Source organism: Verrucomicrobiia bacterium (assembly GCA_035629175.1).
Classification (GTDB): Bacteria; Verrucomicrobiota; Verrucomicrobiia; order Limisphaerales; family DASXHY01; genus DASXHY01.
In genome coordinates this window covers 223,421-240,723 of the sequence record DASPIL010000096.1, presented here as the reverse complement: position 1 = coordinate 240,723, position 17,303 = coordinate 223,421, and the positions used below count along the sequence as shown (strand labels likewise).

Here is a 17,303-nt window from a genome sequence, read left to right as displayed (position 1 = left end):
ATTACTCCTGCGGATACACGAGCACGCGATCGTGCACCAGGACAATGAGATCGTTCCGTCCGTCGCCCGTTACATCCGCAACCGCTGCTTCACGCGGTTCGGGCAGGTCGGCCCGGCGACTGCGAAAAGTCCGCTCCTCGAAGACCTGCCATCGATTCGCGGGCACCAGCTTGTGCTCGGCGGAAAAGATGACGAGATCAAGGTAGTTTCGTCCCGTCTCGAGAAACACAAGGTCCTTGCGGCGATCGTTGTTCAAGTCGCCCGATACAACGTCGGTCAGATACGCATTGCGGATCGGCGTTTCATATCCATCCAGTTCGGTCAGTGACCAGGTGGACCCTTCCAGCGAGAGCCACGCCACGGTATTCAAGCCCAGCATCGTGACTGCGTTGGTCGTTCGCCCGCCCAGCGCCACTGGATGCAATTGGTTGAAGGTTGCCATCGGCAGATCCACGTTTCTGACGACCCGCCACACAGCATTTGCGTCACGTTCGCACAAAGTGAGCGCCTTGCGTTCCGCATCGAGAAGGAAGAGGGAAGCCACGGAGTTCGTGCCGTTTGGCACAGCCGCCGCGCCTGCGATGCGTGAGTCGCTCGCCGCCCCGTTAATCTGTTCCTTCACGCGAAATCCCCATCCACCGCGATTCGTCGACTCCTGCGCAGCATTGGCCTGCAACACCACGGCGCGCAGGAAATTTCGCTGCGGCAGAAGCAACTCCGCCCGCTTGTCGCCGTCCACGTCAGCCGAGCTGAGCCAGGGTTGGTCGAGCGCTCCGCCTGGCGCGGTGACATCGATTTCCTCAAAGCTCCCGCCCGCCTTCTGTCGCAGCACCTTGATTCGCTCATACGGAACCAAAATCACCACGTCCATCAAACCGTCCTGGTCAGCATCGTGAATTGCAATGGAACTGGGATTGGCGCGAAAGTTCTCCCCGAGCTTCTGCACTCTGGTTGTGCCATTGGGCAGGCAGGTGATGAGCGCACGCCTGCCTTCCTGGTCGACGATCACCGCAAGGGCGCGATTCGTGCCGTTGACAGCGCCCACTGCCATCGCCAGCGGCCGGCCGTCCATTGGAATGAACGATGGGAACGGAAGCCGTGAATGCTGATCCATTCGCATCACCCCAATCTGGCGCTCGTCGGCGCTCAACAGAAAGATTTCAGGACGTTTGTCGCCGTCCCAATCGCCAGCCGAAATATCCGTCACGCCTGCGAGCGTTGGAAATACTCGGGGATTCCCGATGCCGCCATTAGTCTGCAGGCACAATGCGATCTGACCGCTCTCGGGTTCGGCAACGAGCAGGTCCTCCAGTCCATCTCCGTTCACGTCAGCCCACGCCATTCCGCGGCGCGCCTTGTCGGTCCGGTTCAACGGAAGGACTTCGAACTGGCCGAGCTTGAACGTGCCGGAAAGCGGCTCGGCGTCGCGCCGGTTGAATTGCGAGACCTGCGCCCTTCCTGAATTCTGCGCGATCGTCATCACCTGGACTTTTCCGTCCTCCTCCAAGTTGTCAGCCCAGTAGGAACGGATCGGAGCCATAGAGAAATACATTTCCGGGCCGAGCGCACCGTCCGCCTTTTGCAGGCGAAAGCGAAACGGATTGCGATCCTCCCAATTCACGAGCAGCAAATCGTCCCGCCCGTCGCCATCCACATCGAGCACTTGAACGGACTTCACCGCGGCACTCAGCGGGATTCGCTCAGGTTCCCCCATGAGGCGATTCGGCAGCTGCGGAATAAAATGAATCGTATTTTCGCCAAGCAGCACCAGGTCGGCGAGGTTGTCCCCGTTCAGGTCACCCGCCGAAAGGGCATTCGGCGTCAATTGGCCGTTCCCAATGGCCCATCGCTTCGGTGCGCTCCAGACATTCGTCCCTTCATTGAACTGCACGACAAGCTCCTTCGGCTCGCCGTAGTACGCGATGTCGGGGCGGCCATCATTATTCAGGTCGGCCGCAACCATCGAGGCGATGCGTTTCTCCGATGCGATGGATTCAATCTGGAAACGCGCGTCGGGCGGCAATTCATTCAGCTCGCGCTTGAATCCGCGGTCGCGGGTCAGGCTGTTCGTCCGCCCGGTCTGGTTGTAAAGGATCGTGATCTTCGACCGCGTGTTGTTCGCGATCGCAATATCCTGCAGGCCATCCCCATCAAAGTCCGCAATCCGCAACTGCCCAACCAGGGGATCGATCGGGAAAATTTCAGGGCCGCCAAAGCTGAAAAGCGCATTGGTCGGCTGGGCGATGGCGAAGACCAGCGACGCAACCCAACCCGCAGCAGAAACCGCGCACTTCAGTGAAATCATAGGTTGCCGCAAACTGTCATCCGAACGACGGATTGGCCAGCCTATTCGCCCACGAGATGCGCTGCCACCTTGCGCGAGTGAGGCGCGCGACGATGCTCCCAAACGTAGATGCCCTGCCATGTGCCCAGAGCCAGCCGGCCCTCTACCAACGGAATGCTCAGATTGACCGCGGTCAGAGCAGTGCGCACGTGGGCCGGCATGTCGTCGTCGCCTTCTGCTGTGTGAATGAAAAGCGAATCGCCATCCGGCACCAGCCGTGAAAAAAACGATTCAAGATCCCGCCGCACGTCAGGATCGGCGTTTTCTTGAATCAACAACGATGCCGACGTATGCCGCAGATGCAGGGTCAGCACTCCAGTCGCAAGTTCGCTTTCGCGCACCCAGCGGGAGACCGCGTCGGTGATCTCGTAAAGTCCGCGTCCGCGCGTCGAAACCGTGAACTGGTGAACGGCCTGCCGCAGCATGGGCGTTAACGCGTTACTGGAACGGAGTTCAGCATGCGTTCCATGTCCACGCTCGGTTTCATCCCGGCCGCCGTGGCCTTGCGATAATGCACGCGGGCCAATTCCAGCTGGGCAGGTTGCTGCGCGAGATAGATCACGGCGAGATTGTAGTGGGCGCTGGCGTAATTGGGATCGATCATGATCGCCTTGCGCAACGCCTGTTCCGCCGGCTTGCGCATTCCCTTCTGGCTCAGGGTCAGCCCAAGATAATTTTGAATCTCGGCATTTTGCGGATCCAGCTTTGCCGCGCGTCCCAGGACATCCAGGGCATCGTCGTAGCGTGCCTGGCGGAAGCGCAGGAAGCCAAGCAGTGAAAGGCTGAACGGGTCCTCGGGAGCGCTGGCCAGAGCCGTCTGGAGATGCTTCTCAGCTTCGTCGTACCGGTTCAGTTCAATCTGGATCGCAGCGAGATTGGCCAGCGTGTAGACGTTGTTATTGTCCAGCTTCAGAACCTCCTTGTACTTCTCCTCAGCCTTGTCAAAACGGCGATTCGCAAAATCCTTTTGTGCATCGCTGACCAGCGACATGGCGCCGGACGGAAGGTTCCTCGCGGGAACCGCAGCGCTGCGGGCACTGACAACATCGGCTTCCGCCTTCTTGATCAGAGCCTCCTCCGCCTCAGTGTACGGAACCTTCGCCATATCCATCACGGCGAGGCGCGTTCGCAGAATCTGGATTTCGTTTTGCAATTCCTCGACGCGTCCGCTGCCGCCACGGGATTTCATCGACGCAATCTCTTTCTCTGCGTGCTGGAGTTTCCAGGCGAGTTCATCACGCTCAACTTCCAACTCCTTGACGCGGGCTTCGACGTTTGCAGGCACAGCAGCAATGACATTTGTTACAGTGACCGGTGGAACCTTGGTTCGCTGTTCGAGCGCGGCATTCTCCAGGCGCAGGACATTGCGGTCGGATTGCAGCACAGCAATCTCCGCCTTGGCTTCTGCAAGATCCCGATTCAGCCGTTCCGCGTCCGCCGGTGCCGCCTTTGCCTCAGCGAGCTGCCGCTTCAGGACTTCGTTTTCGGAGCGCAACGCCGACAATGCTTCGGTTTCGGAAGAAAGCGTTCGGATGCGTTCCTGAAGCGCAGTCTTCTCCAGGCCGAAACGCGACGCCGCTTCCGCCTGTTCGGCCAGGCGCGTGTTTGCGGCCTCAAGCGCTTTTCGGGTGGCTTCGATATTCGTCACGTTCCAGCCCGCGGGAATCATGCTGTCCAGCTTCGTTTGCAACGCCTCACGCTCGGCGGCAATCCGGGTTTCACGCTCAGCGGCCTCCGTGATTTTGCGATTGGCGTCGGCCAGCTGCTGCTTCAACTGGTCGATCGCCTTTGTGTCGATGACAGGGGCGGGCGGACGGTTTGTGGCGCTCACGGCGAGCAGCGCGTTTTCTTTCTGAAGCGCGCGCACCTGCTGCTCGGCGCGCTCGAGCGCGCGGGGATCCGCCGCGGCAGGCTGCACGCGCAGCGCTTCACGCAACTTGGCGTCCAGCGACGAATTCTCTGACTGCAGCTGGCGAATCTGGTTCTGCAGTGCCGTCACCTGGGCTTCGACTTCCGCAGGCACGACCACAGTCGCCGCTGCCGCAGCGTTCGTTCCGCCTGGATCAGCCGTCGTTCCCAGCGTCGCCGCGTGGCGGGTTGTGATGTCGGAAATCACAGTTTCCAAAAAACTGAGGCGATAGCGCACGATGTTGTTGTTCCACGAGGGGTAGGAACGCTGGAATCCCTGCAGTTGCTGGAAGGCGTCGCGATATTTGGCGAGCGCATCGCGGTATTGGCCTGAGCTGTAGGCTGCGTCCGCCTCCTGGATGAGTGCATAGATGCGAACGTATTGTTCATCCTGCGCCGCAGCACTGAAACAGCTGAGCAACAGCGCCATGAAGATCGGCAGCCAAAGCAGTCTTTTCATAGGCTCGCATGCTAACGGGAGCCGGGAAGGGATGGCAAACCATTAGCGGCCACAGCCCAGTGAGTCTGCTTGCAGTGGTCATGCCTGCCGGCTTGGAAGCACGGCGATACAGTCCCGACTCGTCGGGAGCCTGCCCTACGGTTCGCCCTCACCGATCGTGACGATCCCGCCATCCATGATCGAGATCAGCGGCAGAAACATCGCGATCACAATGCTGCCCACGACAATGGCGAGAAAGATGATCAGGATGGGTTCCAGGAGCGACGTCATCGAACTCACCGCGTTGTCTACTTCGTCGTCATAGGTGTCCGCCACTTTCAGCAGCATGTCAGGCAATGCCCCGGTTTGTTCGCCCACGTCCACCATTCCCCCGACCATGGGCGGAAAGACGTGGGATGCGCGCAACGGAGCCGTAATGCTTTCCCCTTCCTTCACACTGTCGTGAATCCTTTGGATGACGGACGCCACCACGCTGTTGCCTGCGGTTTCGCGCACAACCGCGAGCGCCTGCAGCACGGGAACGCCGCTGTTGAGGAGCGTTCCGAAGGTGCGGCTGAAGCGGGCGATCGCCACTTTCCGAAAGACCGGCCCGAGGACGGGCATTCGCAGTTTCAAGCCGTCAAACAACCGCCTGCCCTGCTTTGTGCGCAAAGCCGTCATGAACACGATCCCCGCAGTGATCAGGCCAGCGAGCGTCAGCACGAAATGGGCTTTCACAGTCTCGCTGACGCTCAACACCAGCAGCGTGAACTTTGGCATCGATGCGCCGTTCAGCAGTCCATCAAACACCTGCTTGAATCGCGGCACCACGAAAACCATCAGCACTGTGACGATGCTGATCGCCACCAGCATGACTGCGCAGGGATAGAACATCGCCGCCTTCACCTTGCCCTTTATTTTCTGCCACTTCTCCATGAACTCGGCGAGCCGCCGCAATGTAATTTCCAGCGCGCCGCCGAGTTCGCCCGCGCGCACCATGTTGAGATAGAGCGGATTAAAAACTCGCGGAAACTTCCCCATCGCTTCCGACAGCGACATGCCGCTTTCGATCGAATGCCCCAGCTCGGCAATCACCGTTCGGAGCGCAGGACTATCCTCCTGCTCCTGCAGGGTGCGCAAACCCCGAAGCACAGGCAGGCCGGCTTCCACCAATGTGGCGAGCTGCCGCGTGAACACCGCCAGGACGCGCGGCCGGGGACGACGCCGCGCCAGCAAAGGAACCGTGAACGAAATCCCGCGTCTCCCGCTTGCCCGCGTCGCATCTCGCTCCCGTTTCAACCGCGGCTGCCGCTGCTCGGCAACCTTCACGGGAAACAATCCCATCTGGCGAATGCGGCGCAATGCCTCGCCCTGGTCCATCACATCCAGCGTGCCCTCCATCTTCAAGCCGCCGGCATCGACAGCTTCATAACAGAAACTCGACATATGCACCTCCGCTTGTCCGAAGCATTTCATGCGCGTCCCGATCACATGATGCAGAAGACTTCATGGGAACTTTGACAGAGCCGGGCTGCATTCATCACGGCGGTGCCACGACGTGCGCGGTGCATCCTGGCAACACGGCGGACCGCGGCCCTTCAGGTCGCTTCAATGGGCGCACCGAAGCGTGTCAAACATTTGTCCCGCGGGTCCGCGCACGCTGAAGCGGATTTGAACGCCGCGCTCCTGCTGCATCGTGGCCTGGGACAGTGTCAGGACGCACCGGGCGAACGAGCAAAGGATTAATTGCTTTTGCGCGTTCCGGAATTCCTGTTGAATCCGCGCGATGAAAATTCTGGCCATTGGCTCGGGCGGACGCGAACACGCGATCGTCTGGAAGCTCGCGCAGTCGCCGCACGTCACACAACTGTGGTGCGCGCCCGGAAACGCCGGGATTGAAATGGAACGCCTCGCCAGCAACGGCGCACCTGTGCAACGCGTCGCGATCGGCGCCGAGGATCTCAACGGGCTTCTGGCGTTCGCCTCCGACCATCGACCCGCGTTGACAGTCGTCGGTCCCGACAACCCGCTGGCTCTCGGCGTGGTGGATCTCTTTCAAAAGAATGGATTCCGGATTTGGGGGCCCAACCAGAAGGCTGCGCAGTTTGAATCTTCGAAGGCGTTCTCGCAGCGCTTCATGGAACAGCACGGAATCCCGACCGCCCGTTCCGGGATCTTCTCCGATGCTCCTTCCGCGAAACGCTTCACCGCCGAACTGAAGGGGCGCTGCGCCGTAAAGGCGGATGGACTGGCGCTCGGAAAGGGCGTTCTCATCTGCAACACCATTCAGGAAGCTGACCGTGCCGTGGATGAAATCCTCGTAAGCAAAAGTTTCGGGGCCGCGGGATCCAGGATCGTCATCCAGGAACTGCTCGAAGGAATAGAGATTTCGCTGCACGCGATCTGCGACGGCCGGACGGCGCGGATGTTCCCGACATCCCAGGATCACAAGCGCGCCCTCGACAACGACGAGGGACTGAATACGGGGGGCATGGGAACCTATTCCCCCACCCCATTTCTCGATGACGGCCAACTGGCAGACACCGCGCGAAAAATTCTGGATCCGTGGCTGCGCGGCTGTGCGGCGGAAGGAATCGATTTTCGCGGCATTCTGTATCCGGGGATCATGATCACAGCCCAAGGGCCGAAGGTCCTGGAATTCAATGCCCGTTTTGGCGATCCAGAAACGCAGGTCTATCTCTCCCGTTTGCAAACCGACCTGGTCGAATTGCTTGAAGCATCAGTGGACGGAACGCTGGACAAACTTGAATTGAAGTGGAGTCCGCAGTCGAGCGTGTGCGTCGTCATGGCGAGCGGCGGTTACCCGGGCAGTTACGCGCAAGGCAAGCGCATTGACGGCATCGACTCCGCGAACGCTCTGCCGAACACAAAGGTTTTTCATGCGGGAACAACCTTGCGCGACAATCAAGTGGTCACCAGCGGCGGACGCGTCCTGGGCGTCACTGCGCTTGGCGCGGACCTCGGTGCGGCCCAAAGGGCTGCGTATGCCGCGGTGGAACGCATCCGCTTCGAAGGCGCGCAATTTCGACGCGACATCGCAGGGAAGGGCATCAGGAAGGGTTGAACCGGGCACCCCGCTGGCAGTAAGAAATCGACCCCATTTCCGAGGGAGGGCTTTATCCATACGTTGCCGATGGATAACCAACCATGAAACTCGGACCACACTACCTCAAGCGCTACAAGGACATCGCAGTACTCTTCGGCAAATATGGCCAGCCTGGTTTGATTTCAAAGTTCGGCATTGAAACTAACGGGGACGCCGGGCCTGGAAATGCCGATGCCAATGACCTTCCGAATGACCTGGAACGCCTGGGCCCGACCTTTGTAAAAGTCGGGCAATTACTTTCCAGCCGTGCGGACTTGCTGCCTGAACGGTATCTCAAGTCACTCGCGCGGTTGCAGGACAAAGTGAAGCCTTTCTCCTACCGGGAGGTGGAACTCATCGTTGAGGAGGAACTCGGCACCAAAATCTCCAAGGCATTTTCATTCTTTGATCACGAGCCGCTTGCCGCAGCATCGCTCGGCCAGGTGCATCGCGCCGCACTGCACGATGGGCGTCCCGTGGTGGTAAAAATCCAACGGCCGGGAATCCAGAAGCAGATCGAGGAGGACTTCGCAGCGCTCGCAGAGATCGCGCGGCTGATGCAGCGGCATACGGATTTCGGACGGCGTTATCAGCTGGACAAGGTGTTGAACGAATTCGCGACCACCATCGCGCACGAGCTCGATTATCGGCGCGAGGCTGCCAACCTGGAGGCTGTTGCGGAAAACATGCGTGAGTTCCCGCGAATCCGCATTCCACGGCCGGTCAACGATTACACGACGCACAAGGTGCTGACGATGGATTACATCGAAGGCACCAAGGTGACGGAATTAAGCCCGCTCACGCGGTTGGACATCGACGGCAACGCACTCGCGGAGGAAGTATTCAAGGCTTATCTCAAGCAGGTCCTGAACGACGGAACCTTCCACGCCGATCCGCACCCGGGCAATGTGTTTCTCACGTCCGATCACAACATCGCTCTTCTGGACATGGGAATGGTGGGACATACGACGCCCGTGTTGCAGGAACACCTGCTCAAGCTGCTGCTGGCAATCAGCGAAGGTGATAGCGACACGGCGGGCGATGTTGCCATTCGCATCAGCGCCACGACCGAACACTTCGACGAGCCGCAATTCCGGCACAAGATCAGCCATTTGATTGCGGAACAGCAGAATAGCAAGCTGCATGAACTGGACCTGGGCCGCGCGCTCCTGGAATTAACGCGGACAGCCGGGGAGACAGGCTTGTACGTGCCGATTGAGCTTACGCTGCTCGGGAAGACATTGCTGCAGCTGGATCAAATCGGCCAAATTCTGGCTCCAGATTTTGATCCCACCGAATCGATTCGCCGCAATGCCAGCCAGCTGCTGAATCGGCGGATGAAGTCATCGATGAGCGAGGGAAAGATCTACGCGTCTCTCCTGGATGCAAAACAATTCCTGGGTGCACTGCCGTCGCGGCTCAACAAAATCCTCGACGCACTTGGCAACGCCGAATTGAACGTGAAGGTGAAGCCCGTGGAAACGCAGTTCCTGGTGGAAGCGGCGCAGAAGGTCGCAAACCGGATCACAACGGGCTTGATTCTCGCCGCGCTCATTGTGGGCGCAGCGCTCCTGATGCAGGTGCAGACCACATTCCAGATCATGGGCTATCCAGGCTTGGCCATTATCTGTTTTATGGCGGCTGCGTTCGGCGGAGCGTGGCTCGTGCTCAACATTCTCTGGCAGGATCACAAGAGCAAGCAGCGCAATCGCAGGTAAAATACCGTTCCAATCCGTGTTGAACCCATGGATTCACTGCGGCAACGCATCACCCGTTCGATCGCACAACGTGGCGTGCTGGGCACGATTCCCATGTGCTGGTGGAGCCTCTGTTCGCTGTTGCGCCCGGCAGCAAGACGTCTCGAACGGCAGCGTGAGGAAGCCGACGCCCTCTTCGATCGCGAGCACGGCGTGGATACTGGCGGCGTCGTGCGGCCTGGTCCGGAAGCCGTGATCGGCCCCCACTGGGCCCATGGCATTTCGTATCAGGCAGTCGATGCCAATGAGTTCGCCCAATCGCTGGCGCGGTTGGAAATCAATCCCCCCGAATTCACCTTTGTAGATTACGGATGCGGCAAGGGCCGCGCCCTGTTGCTCGCGGCGAGGCTTCCCTTTCGAAAGGTCGTGGGCGTCGAGTATTGCAGGACGCTTGCAGACACCGCGGTTAAAAACATCGACAAGGTTTCTCGCGCGCTCCCGTGTTCTGTGATTGAAGTCAGCGTTGCGGATGCCGCGGTCTTTCCCATACCAGCGGGACCTCTCGTCCTGTTCTTCTTCAATCCGTTTGGCGAAGCCGTGATGAAGGAAGTGGTCAACAACGTCGCCCGTTCACTATTCGAACAGCCGCGCCCCGTGAAAGTCGTCTACTTCACACCCTACTTTGCACGCCTTTGGGAATCTGCCGGCTTTAAACGTACCGCGGATTCCCCTGCGATCCTCGAATGGAGTCCACCCTGAACCGCGCTACGAAGCTGCAAGGCACCGCTTAGTGTGCCGCCAGCCACGTTTCCCCGACGCCCACCTCAACCTCGATCGGAACCTCCAACGGAATGGCCGTCTTCATCAGTTCGCGCACGAGCGGAACAACAACCTCTTCCTCCGGCCGATGCAGATCGAAGACGAGTTCATCATGCACCTGCAGCAGCATGCGCGTGCGAAGACCCTGCCGCTCCAATTCCCCGTGAATGCGGATCATCGCCACCTTGATCATGTCCGCCGCCGTGCCCTGGATCGGCGCGTTGATCGCATTCCGCTCGGCCGCGGAGCGAACGGTGGCATTGGATGACGTCACATCGCGCAGGTATCGGCGGCGTCCCGTCACGGTTTCAACATAACCGTGCTTGCGTGCGAATTGGATGGTTCGATCCATGAACTCCCGAATGCCCGAGAACTGGGCGAAATACTGGTTGATGATCTCTGCGCCTTCGCGTCGTGGAATGTTCAATCGTTGCGCCAGGCCGAAGGCCGAGATGCCGTACGCAATTCCATAGTTCACCATTTTGGCCTTGCGCCGCATCTCCGCCGTAACGCCGGCGAGAGCCACGCCATATACGCGTGCAGCAGTCGCCGTATGAACGTCAACGCCAGTCCGAAATGCTTCCAGCAATCCTGCTTCCTGGCTCAGCGCGGCAATGATTCGCAATTCAATCTGCGAGTAGTCCGCCGAAAGCAGCGCATGATCGCGATCGCGCGGTACGAATGCCCTGCGGATTTCCTGCCCCTTGTCGGTGCGAATCGGGATGTTCTGCAGGTTCGGATTCTGCGAGTTCAACCTGCCTGTTGCCGTCGCCACCTGGTTATAGGTGGTGTGAATGCGCCCCGTTGCGGGCCACACGGTTTGCGGCAACGCATCCGCATAGGTCGACTTCAATTTGGACGCCGCGCGATATTCCAGAAGCCGCTGCACCACTTCATGCTCGGGCGCGAGCGCCATCAGCGTCTGTTCGTCCGTTGCGTATTGTCCCGTGCGCGTCTTCTTCGGCTTCTCGCAAACCTTGAGCACATCGAACAACACTTCGCCCAACTGGCGCGTTGAATTCAGGTTGAACTCCCGGCCGGCCGCCTCGCAAATCGATTTCTCGAGCGCATTCATTTCCGCTGACAAGTGCGCCGCGAATTCATTCAACGCACCGTGATCAATCCGGATCCCCTCGTGTTCCATCTGGACAAGCACGGGAATCAGGGGCGCCTCGATGTCATAAAAAACCTGGTGCTGGCCTTTTTTCTCCAGCAGCGGCTCCAGAACCGCACGCAATTGCAACGCGAGATCGGCCGCCTCCATCGCGCGCTCGGCCAGCCGTTCTGACGGATCCTCGCCAAGCGTCAATTGTTCCTCCTGTCCCGCGGCCGCCGCAGTGCTCGGGGTGTAGCCGAGAAACGCCTCCGATAAAAAATCGAGAGCGTGCCGCGTGTCTGGCTCGATCAGGCTGTGCGCCACCATCGGATCAAACAATCGGCCTCGCACCTCCATGCCGTGCCACTTGAGAACGCTCAGGTCGAACTTGAGATTGTGCCCCACCTTGATGGACCGCTCGTTCGCCAGGACGGAACGAAAACGCCCCAGAACCGCTGCAGCCTGCTCTTTCCCGTTTGGCAAACGAACGAAGAGCGCTTCGTGTGGTTTGAACGAAAATGCCAATCCCTCGAGCACGGCCTCCTTGGGATCGCCGCCGCAGGTCAGCGTCTTGAACCCGAGCACGTCCGCCGCGGCAAGACGCGCAAGCAGCGAATCCAATTCCCCAACGGGCACAATCCGATAATCATGGGAAACGTCCGCCAATTTCTTCAACTCGGCACGGTTGATTGCGGGAGCGGGTTCATCAACAAGAACCTCGCCGCGATCATCCTCAGCGGTGCCGCCCACCAGGTCCGCCTCAGGAGCTTTGCGCTTGTGAGCGGGAGCATTGGTCGCAGGTGGCGGAGCGAATCCCCTGCCCGCTTTGAAATCATCGCCGAACAGGCGGCGGCCAATGGAATTAAACTCGAACTCAACGCACATCGCCTTCACCGCTTCTTCATCGGGCGGACGCAACTTCAATTCCTCCAGCTCATAGGCGCACGGCGCGTCGCACAGGATCGTCACCAGCTGTTTCGACAGCAGCGCGAGCTCGCGATTCTTCTCGAGCGTTTCGCGGACGCGGCCTTTGAGTTCGGCCGTCCGTTCCAGCAGTGCTTCCACGGTGCCGAACTCCCCAATCAGCTTGATCGCCGTTTTTTCGCCGATGCCAGGAACGCCCGGAATGTTGTCCGATGAATCGCCCATGAGCGCGAGAACGTCGATCACCTGCTCGGGCTTTTGGATTCCCCAGCGCTGCTGGATTTCGGCCACGCCAAGAATCTCCACGCCTTCTCCGCTGCGGGACGGCTTGTAGAGGAACGTGTTCTCATCGACGAGTTGCCCAAAATCCTTGTCGGGCGTGACCATGTACGTTTGGAAGCCCTGTTTCTCCGCCTTGCGCGCGAGCGTCCCCACGATGTCGTCGGCTTCGTATCCGTCGCATTCCAGCAACGGAATCCGCAGCGCCTCAAGCATACGCCGCACATGCGGCAGCGCGGCGGACAGATCCTCAGGCATGGTTTGGCGGGTCGCCTTGTAATCGGGATAAACCGTGTGGCGCGGTGTCGGCGCCTCCGTGTCCATCGCAACGGCGAGGTGCGTCGGCTGCTGTTTGCCGAGGATGTCCAGGATTGTTTGGGTGAAGCCGTAAAGGGCGGATGTATTGATGCCTTTGGAGTTGAAGATCGGGCGCGCGATCAGGGCGAAATGCGCCCGATACACCAATGCCATGCCGTCCAGCAGGAAGAGCTTTTTCGCCATCGTAATTCGGAGTTGTTCGCGTCAACTTGGTGGCGGCCAACGGGGCGCGCAAGCGGAAACCGGGACGCCGGCGCGGCGTGCCGAAGATCCGAACCAACGGCGCACTTCTTGCGTCAGCCATCTTCCGTAAGCTACAGTTCTCCACTCCTATGTCATTGAAAGATATCCGCCTCGCTGATCGCAGCCTTGCTCAACAGCGAAATGTTGTTTCCGAGCTGAACGGCATCGTGCGCGATATCGAACGGTGCGAGCGCACGATCAGCGAACTCCAATCGGAATTGATCGACATCAACACCCGTTTCAACGGCCCGCGCGATACACGCCAGGACATTGAATATCTGAGCGGGCTGCTCGCCTGTGCGAAGCGCAAGCTCGCGTGGGAGAAAACAATTGCCAGCCTCCAGAAGCGGACGCCTGAAGTCCTGCAGGAACTCACGCACCTGCTCAACGATCCCAAAAATCCGCCCGCGGACGAGATGCGCGCGCTGATGCTGCGAGCGCTGCAGGGGGTGCAGGATGCGATGGAACGGCTTCAGAGTGTGAAGCCGATGTAACCGGCATTCCGTCGCAGAAAAAAAAACCACCCTGTTCGGGTGGTTCGTTCGGGCAAATCAAATCAGGCCTTCTTCAGCTTCGCCTTCACGGTTTCGCGCTTGCGTTTGTTGTAGCTGTCGCGGCGTTTGCGTTTCTCGGTTTTGTTGTACTGTTTTCCCATATCAATCTTTACTTTGGCAATGCGTTCGACTTTGTTAGCGGACACTATGATAACCAGGCGATTGGGATTCAATCTCTATTTGCTCGCCGTGCTGGCGGGATTGGCATGCGGCTGCCAGTCGCCGGAGAAAAAACGGGAGAAGCAGGTGACCACCCTCGCCATGCACCTGGAGGTCAACCAGGACAACACGGTGTTTTCCCGCACCATCGCCGTGTTCCGCGCAAAACCCGTTGAAGTCACTGTCGATCGCTCCCCTTTCCTCACGGAGGCCGAAGTAGCCTCGGCGGCTGTCGTCGGAGATCAAAACGGCTGGTCGCTGCAATTGCGGCTCAACGAACGCGGGAAGTGGCTGCTCGAGCAATACAGCACCGCCAATCCCGGCAGGCACATGGCCATCTTCAGCACGTTCGGTCCTGAGAACAAGGAAAGCCGCTGGCTGGGCGCGCCGCTGTTGAACCGGCGAAATTCAAGCGGAATCCTGCAATTCACGCCCGACGCTTCACGCGAGGAAGCCGAGGAAATCGCTTTTGGCCTGAATAACCTGGCCCGCCAGGTCGCGGAGAAATCGAAATGGTGAGAGCTGCCTTTGCGCGCGCCGCCGGCGCCTTCCTTCTGGTGTGGTTGTATTCACTCGGTTCGGCCGGACAACAGCCTTTCCGTCTTCCCACCGCCAATCGCGCGCTTTTCGATCCAGGCGGCGAGCCGAAGTTCTTCGTCGAAACCGTCGGAAAAACCTGGACGAGCGGCTGTTTCGGCTGTGTTCGCAGCGATGGCTGGCAAATGCACGAAGGCCTCGACATTCGCTGCCTGCAACGCGACAAGCGCAACGAGCCGCTCGATCCCGTCCTGGCCACTGCGGATGGCACTGTCGCTTATATCAATCGCAAATCAGGCCTATCGAATTACGGCAATTACATCGTGTTGCGACATCGGATTGAAAATCTTGAGGTGTACTCGTTGTACGCGCATCTGTCGGAAACTGTCCCCGGATTGAAAGCGGGCCAGGAGGTGAAGGCGGGCGAACAGATCGCCATCATGGGCCGAACGGCGAACACGCGCGAGGGGATTTCCAGGGACCGCGCGCACCTGCACTTCGAGATCAACCTCCTCGTCAACGACCGCTTCAGCACCTGGTTCAAGCAAAACTCGCCGGGAGAACGGAACGATCACGGAAACTGGAACGGCCAGAACATGCTGGGACTGGATCCGCGGCTGATCCTGTTGATCGAACAGAATGGCCGGTTCAACCTCGTTCCATTCATCCAAAAGCAGACGGAGTTCTGCCGCGTGGTCGTGCGCGACCGCGAATTTCCATGGCTGAAACGCTATTCGCCCTTGCTAACGCAAAACGCGGTTGCCGCGAAGGAAGGTGTTGCAGGTTACGAACTGGTGATGAACTACAATGGCGTTCCGTTTCAATTGATTCCTCGCGCGGCGAGCGAAATGAAGCATCGCGGCAAGTATCACCTCTTGAGCGTGAACGAGGCCGAATATCGCAAGAACCCCTGCCGCCGCCTCGTCACCCAAAGGGGAAATCGCTGGCAACTCACGCCCCGCGGCACGCGGCTTCTGGACCTGATCACCTATTGATCAGCTGGGTTATTCACTCCAATTCCCCGCGAGCTGTTGTGGGGTATTCGTCTGGGAGCATATTCACAGTCCATGAGTTCATTGTCTCCAGGGAGGCGTTTCCGGTGCTTGTTACTGCAAAAAAGTGAGGGGTTTTCCCTGGTGGAATTGCTCGTCGTCATCGCAATCATCGCAGTCCTCGCCGCAATCCTGCTTCCCAGCCTCTCTGAGGGAAAGGAACGCGCGAAACGGGTCGCGTGCATGAATCACATGAAACAACTGCAGACCTGCTGGCAGATGTACGCGTCTGACTTCGATGACAAGGTGCCGCCGAACAATTCCGTGGTGGCGATCCCCAGTTCCGGCGCGTCGCTCGCGTCCAGCGCCTCGTGGTGCGCCGGCTCGCCGCGGCACGACCTGACGACGACGAACATCGAACAGGGCGTGCTCTTCCCGTACAACAAGACCGTGGCGATCTATCGCTGTCCTTCTGATGATTCAACGGTCGAGGACGCCCATGGCAACAAGCTGCCGCAACTCCGCACGCGCAGTTATAACATGAGCCAGTCGATCAATTCCTTTCCCGAATACGACTCCGTGATGCGCGATTACATTCCACGTTTCAAGCGCGTTTCCGAAATCCGGGATCCTGATCCCGCGGGGTGCCTGGTGTTCATTGATGAACACGCTGACACAATGTATGACGCCTTGTTTGGAATGCCGACGGAGTATTATGACGCCAGCAAGACATGGTGGGATTTGCCGGCCAATCGCCACAGCCAGGGAGCGAACATGTCATTTGCGGACGGCCACGTGGAGCATTGGAAGTGGAAGGTCCCGAAGACATTTCGCATGTGGGTTCAACCCGTGCTCGACGAAGAAATGTCGGATTGGATGCGGTTGAAAGCGACCATCAAGCAGCGGATGCACTGAAGGCTCCGCTGCGCGAAACGGTACAAAAGAACGCTCCCGAAAAGTCAGGAGCGTCCCGGCTAAAAAAGAAAACTCAGGCGCGGCGGCGAAGAACCACCAGACTCGCCATGCCAAAACCCACCAACGCGAAGGCGGACGGTTCGGGCACGACATTGGCCCCCAAAACGTTATGAAGCGCAATTTCACTCGCTGGCAGCGCGGCATTCCAAATCCGGAACTCATTGATCGAGCCCTGGACCATTGCATCCCCGTTGTAAACTCCGCGGCCAAGGAACGCCGACTGCGTACTGAGCGAACTCAGCGCAGAAGGAGCCACTGCCGCAGTGCCCTGCAGGACGCCATCGATGTAATAGGCCAACTGAGTTCCATTAATCGTCACCGCATAATAGTGCTCGAGCGCATCATTCATTTCCGCGCCGTTGACAAAGACTTCATCCAGCCACGGTTCAACGTCGTCCGCCGTGATCGCAATCGCACCACGCGAAACATCGTCACCACGGGTTGTGGAAATCATCAGGTAATTTTGACCAAGACCGTTCCCCCAGGTTCCGCCGAAAGTCGCGGTCATTGAGAAGCCCTGGTTGATTGCCGGTTGCGTCGACCACATTTCCAACGTGACGCCGGAATACGTATTGATGCCGATGGTTGCAGCCGGAAGGTTGAGGTAATTGCCCGAAGCATTGTTTCCGCCGGGAAGAACAAGCTGACCGCCGGAAACTGAGGTGGTTCCCATCAGCGTGCCGTTCGCACCGCCGACGGAATCATTCGCAGTGCCGTTGTTGAATGAATATTGATGCAGCAGATCGGCGGCGGAAGCGCTGCTGGCTCCCAAGACCAGGGTGATTCCGAGAATCCAACGGGACAGTTTCATAATTTTATGGGTTGTGTGTTTTGCTTGACCTTCTGAGTTCCCAACGACTCTCCAAGGCGCCCCCAGGCCTGTCAACTTGCGAATCATCGGGTCGATTTGGGA

General features: G+C 59.0%; 14 protein-coding genes. 7 read left to right on the top strand and 7 right to left on the bottom strand.

Annotated features, from left to right (window positions below):
• Position 1: 1 nt before the first annotated feature.
• From VEH04_17615 to VEH04_17600, 4 genes are all read right to left on the bottom strand, one after another.
• Positions 2 to 2,305 carry a VCBS repeat-containing protein gene (locus tag VEH04_17615; protein HYG24597.1) on the bottom strand — a complete coding sequence of 768 codons (2,304 nt, stop codon included), beginning with the start codon at positions 2,303 to 2,305 and terminating at the stop codon, positions 2 to 4.
• 41 nt (positions 2,306 to 2,346) lie between these two features.
• Complete coding sequence (locus VEH04_17610; GenBank protein ID HYG24596.1) at positions 2,347 to 2,769, bottom strand: secondary thiamine-phosphate synthase enzyme YjbQ; 423 nt, start codon at positions 2,767 to 2,769, stop codon at positions 2,347 to 2,349.
• Between the two features lie 5 nt (positions 2,770 to 2,774).
• Positions 2,775 to 4,712 carry a tetratricopeptide repeat protein gene (locus tag VEH04_17605; protein HYG24595.1) on the bottom strand — a complete coding sequence of 646 codons (1,938 nt, stop codon included), beginning with the start codon at positions 4,710 to 4,712 and terminating at the stop codon, positions 2,775 to 2,777.
• A gap of 135 nt (positions 4,713 to 4,847) precedes the next feature.
• The gene (locus VEH04_17600; protein HYG24594.1) at positions 4,848 to 6,167 is read right to left on the bottom strand and encodes a type II secretion system F family protein; all 1,320 of its coding nucleotides are present in this window, start codon (positions 6,165 to 6,167) and stop codon (positions 4,848 to 4,850) included.
• Positions 6,168 to 6,477: 310 nt separating this feature from the next.
• Here VEH04_17600 and purD point away from each other — a divergent pair, with 310 nt between their 5' ends.
• The 3 genes from purD to VEH04_17585 all read left to right on the top strand — a co-directional run bounded on the left by purD (position 6,478) and on the right by VEH04_17585 (position 10,253).
• Entirely contained in the window at positions 6,478 to 7,776 is a 1,299-nt protein-coding gene (purD, locus tag VEH04_17595) for a phosphoribosylamine--glycine ligase (protein ID HYG24593.1), read from the top strand.
• Positions 7,777 to 7,859: 83 nt separating this feature from the next.
• Entirely contained in the window at positions 7,860 to 9,515 is a 1,656-nt protein-coding gene (locus tag VEH04_17590; GenBank protein ID HYG24592.1) for an AarF/UbiB family protein, read from the top strand.
• A gap of 27 nt (positions 9,516 to 9,542) precedes the next feature.
• Positions 9,543 to 10,253 (top strand): class I SAM-dependent methyltransferase, encoded by a 711-nt coding sequence (locus VEH04_17585; GenBank protein ID HYG24591.1) that lies wholly within the window; start codon positions 9,543 to 9,545, stop codon positions 10,251 to 10,253.
• 28 nt (positions 10,254 to 10,281) lie between these two features.
• Here VEH04_17585 and polA read toward each other — a convergent pair whose 3' ends face one another.
• On the bottom strand, positions 10,282 to 13,113 hold the full coding sequence (gene polA / locus VEH04_17580) for a DNA polymerase I (protein HYG24590.1): 2,832 nt from the start codon (positions 13,111 to 13,113) through the stop codon (positions 10,282 to 10,284).
• A 149-nt stretch (positions 13,114 to 13,262) separates the two neighbouring features.
• Here polA and VEH04_17575 point away from each other — a divergent pair, with 149 nt between their 5' ends.
• Positions 13,263 to 13,667 (top strand): hypothetical protein, encoded by a 405-nt coding sequence (locus VEH04_17575; protein HYG24589.1) that lies wholly within the window; start codon positions 13,263 to 13,265, stop codon positions 13,665 to 13,667.
• Between the two features lie 62 nt (positions 13,668 to 13,729).
• Here VEH04_17575 and VEH04_17570 read toward each other — a convergent pair whose 3' ends face one another.
• Positions 13,730 to 13,873, bottom strand: coding sequence for a hypothetical protein (locus tag VEH04_17570; protein ID HYG24588.1), 144 nt, complete (start codon positions 13,871 to 13,873; stop codon positions 13,730 to 13,732).
• Between the two features lies 1 nt (position 13,874).
• Here VEH04_17570 and VEH04_17565 point away from each other — a divergent pair, with 1 nt between their 5' ends.
• The 3 genes from VEH04_17565 to VEH04_17555 all read left to right on the top strand — a co-directional run bounded on the left by VEH04_17565 (position 13,875) and on the right by VEH04_17555 (position 16,330).
• Complete coding sequence (locus VEH04_17565; GenBank protein ID HYG24587.1) at positions 13,875 to 14,405, top strand: hypothetical protein; 531 nt, start codon at positions 13,875 to 13,877, stop codon at positions 14,403 to 14,405.
• Positions 14,399 to 15,418: a M23 family metallopeptidase gene (locus VEH04_17560; GenBank protein HYG24586.1), complete on the top strand. Its 1,020-nt coding sequence runs from the start codon at positions 14,399 to 14,401 to the stop codon at positions 15,416 to 15,418. The genes VEH04_17565 and VEH04_17560 overlap by 7 nt, the downstream gene beginning before the upstream one ends.
• A 108-nt stretch (positions 15,419 to 15,526) precedes the next feature.
• A complete protein-coding gene (locus tag VEH04_17555; GenBank protein HYG24585.1) occupies positions 15,527 to 16,330 on the top strand; it encodes a prepilin-type N-terminal cleavage/methylation domain-containing protein in 804 nt (267 codons plus the stop codon).
• Between the two features lie 73 nt (positions 16,331 to 16,403).
• Here the strand turns inward: VEH04_17555 and VEH04_17550 are convergent, their stop codons facing one another.
• Positions 16,404 to 17,201, bottom strand: coding sequence for a LamG-like jellyroll fold domain-containing protein (locus VEH04_17550; protein ID HYG24584.1), 798 nt, complete (start codon positions 17,199 to 17,201; stop codon positions 16,404 to 16,406).
• Between the last annotated feature and the right edge of the window lie 102 nt (positions 17,202 to 17,303).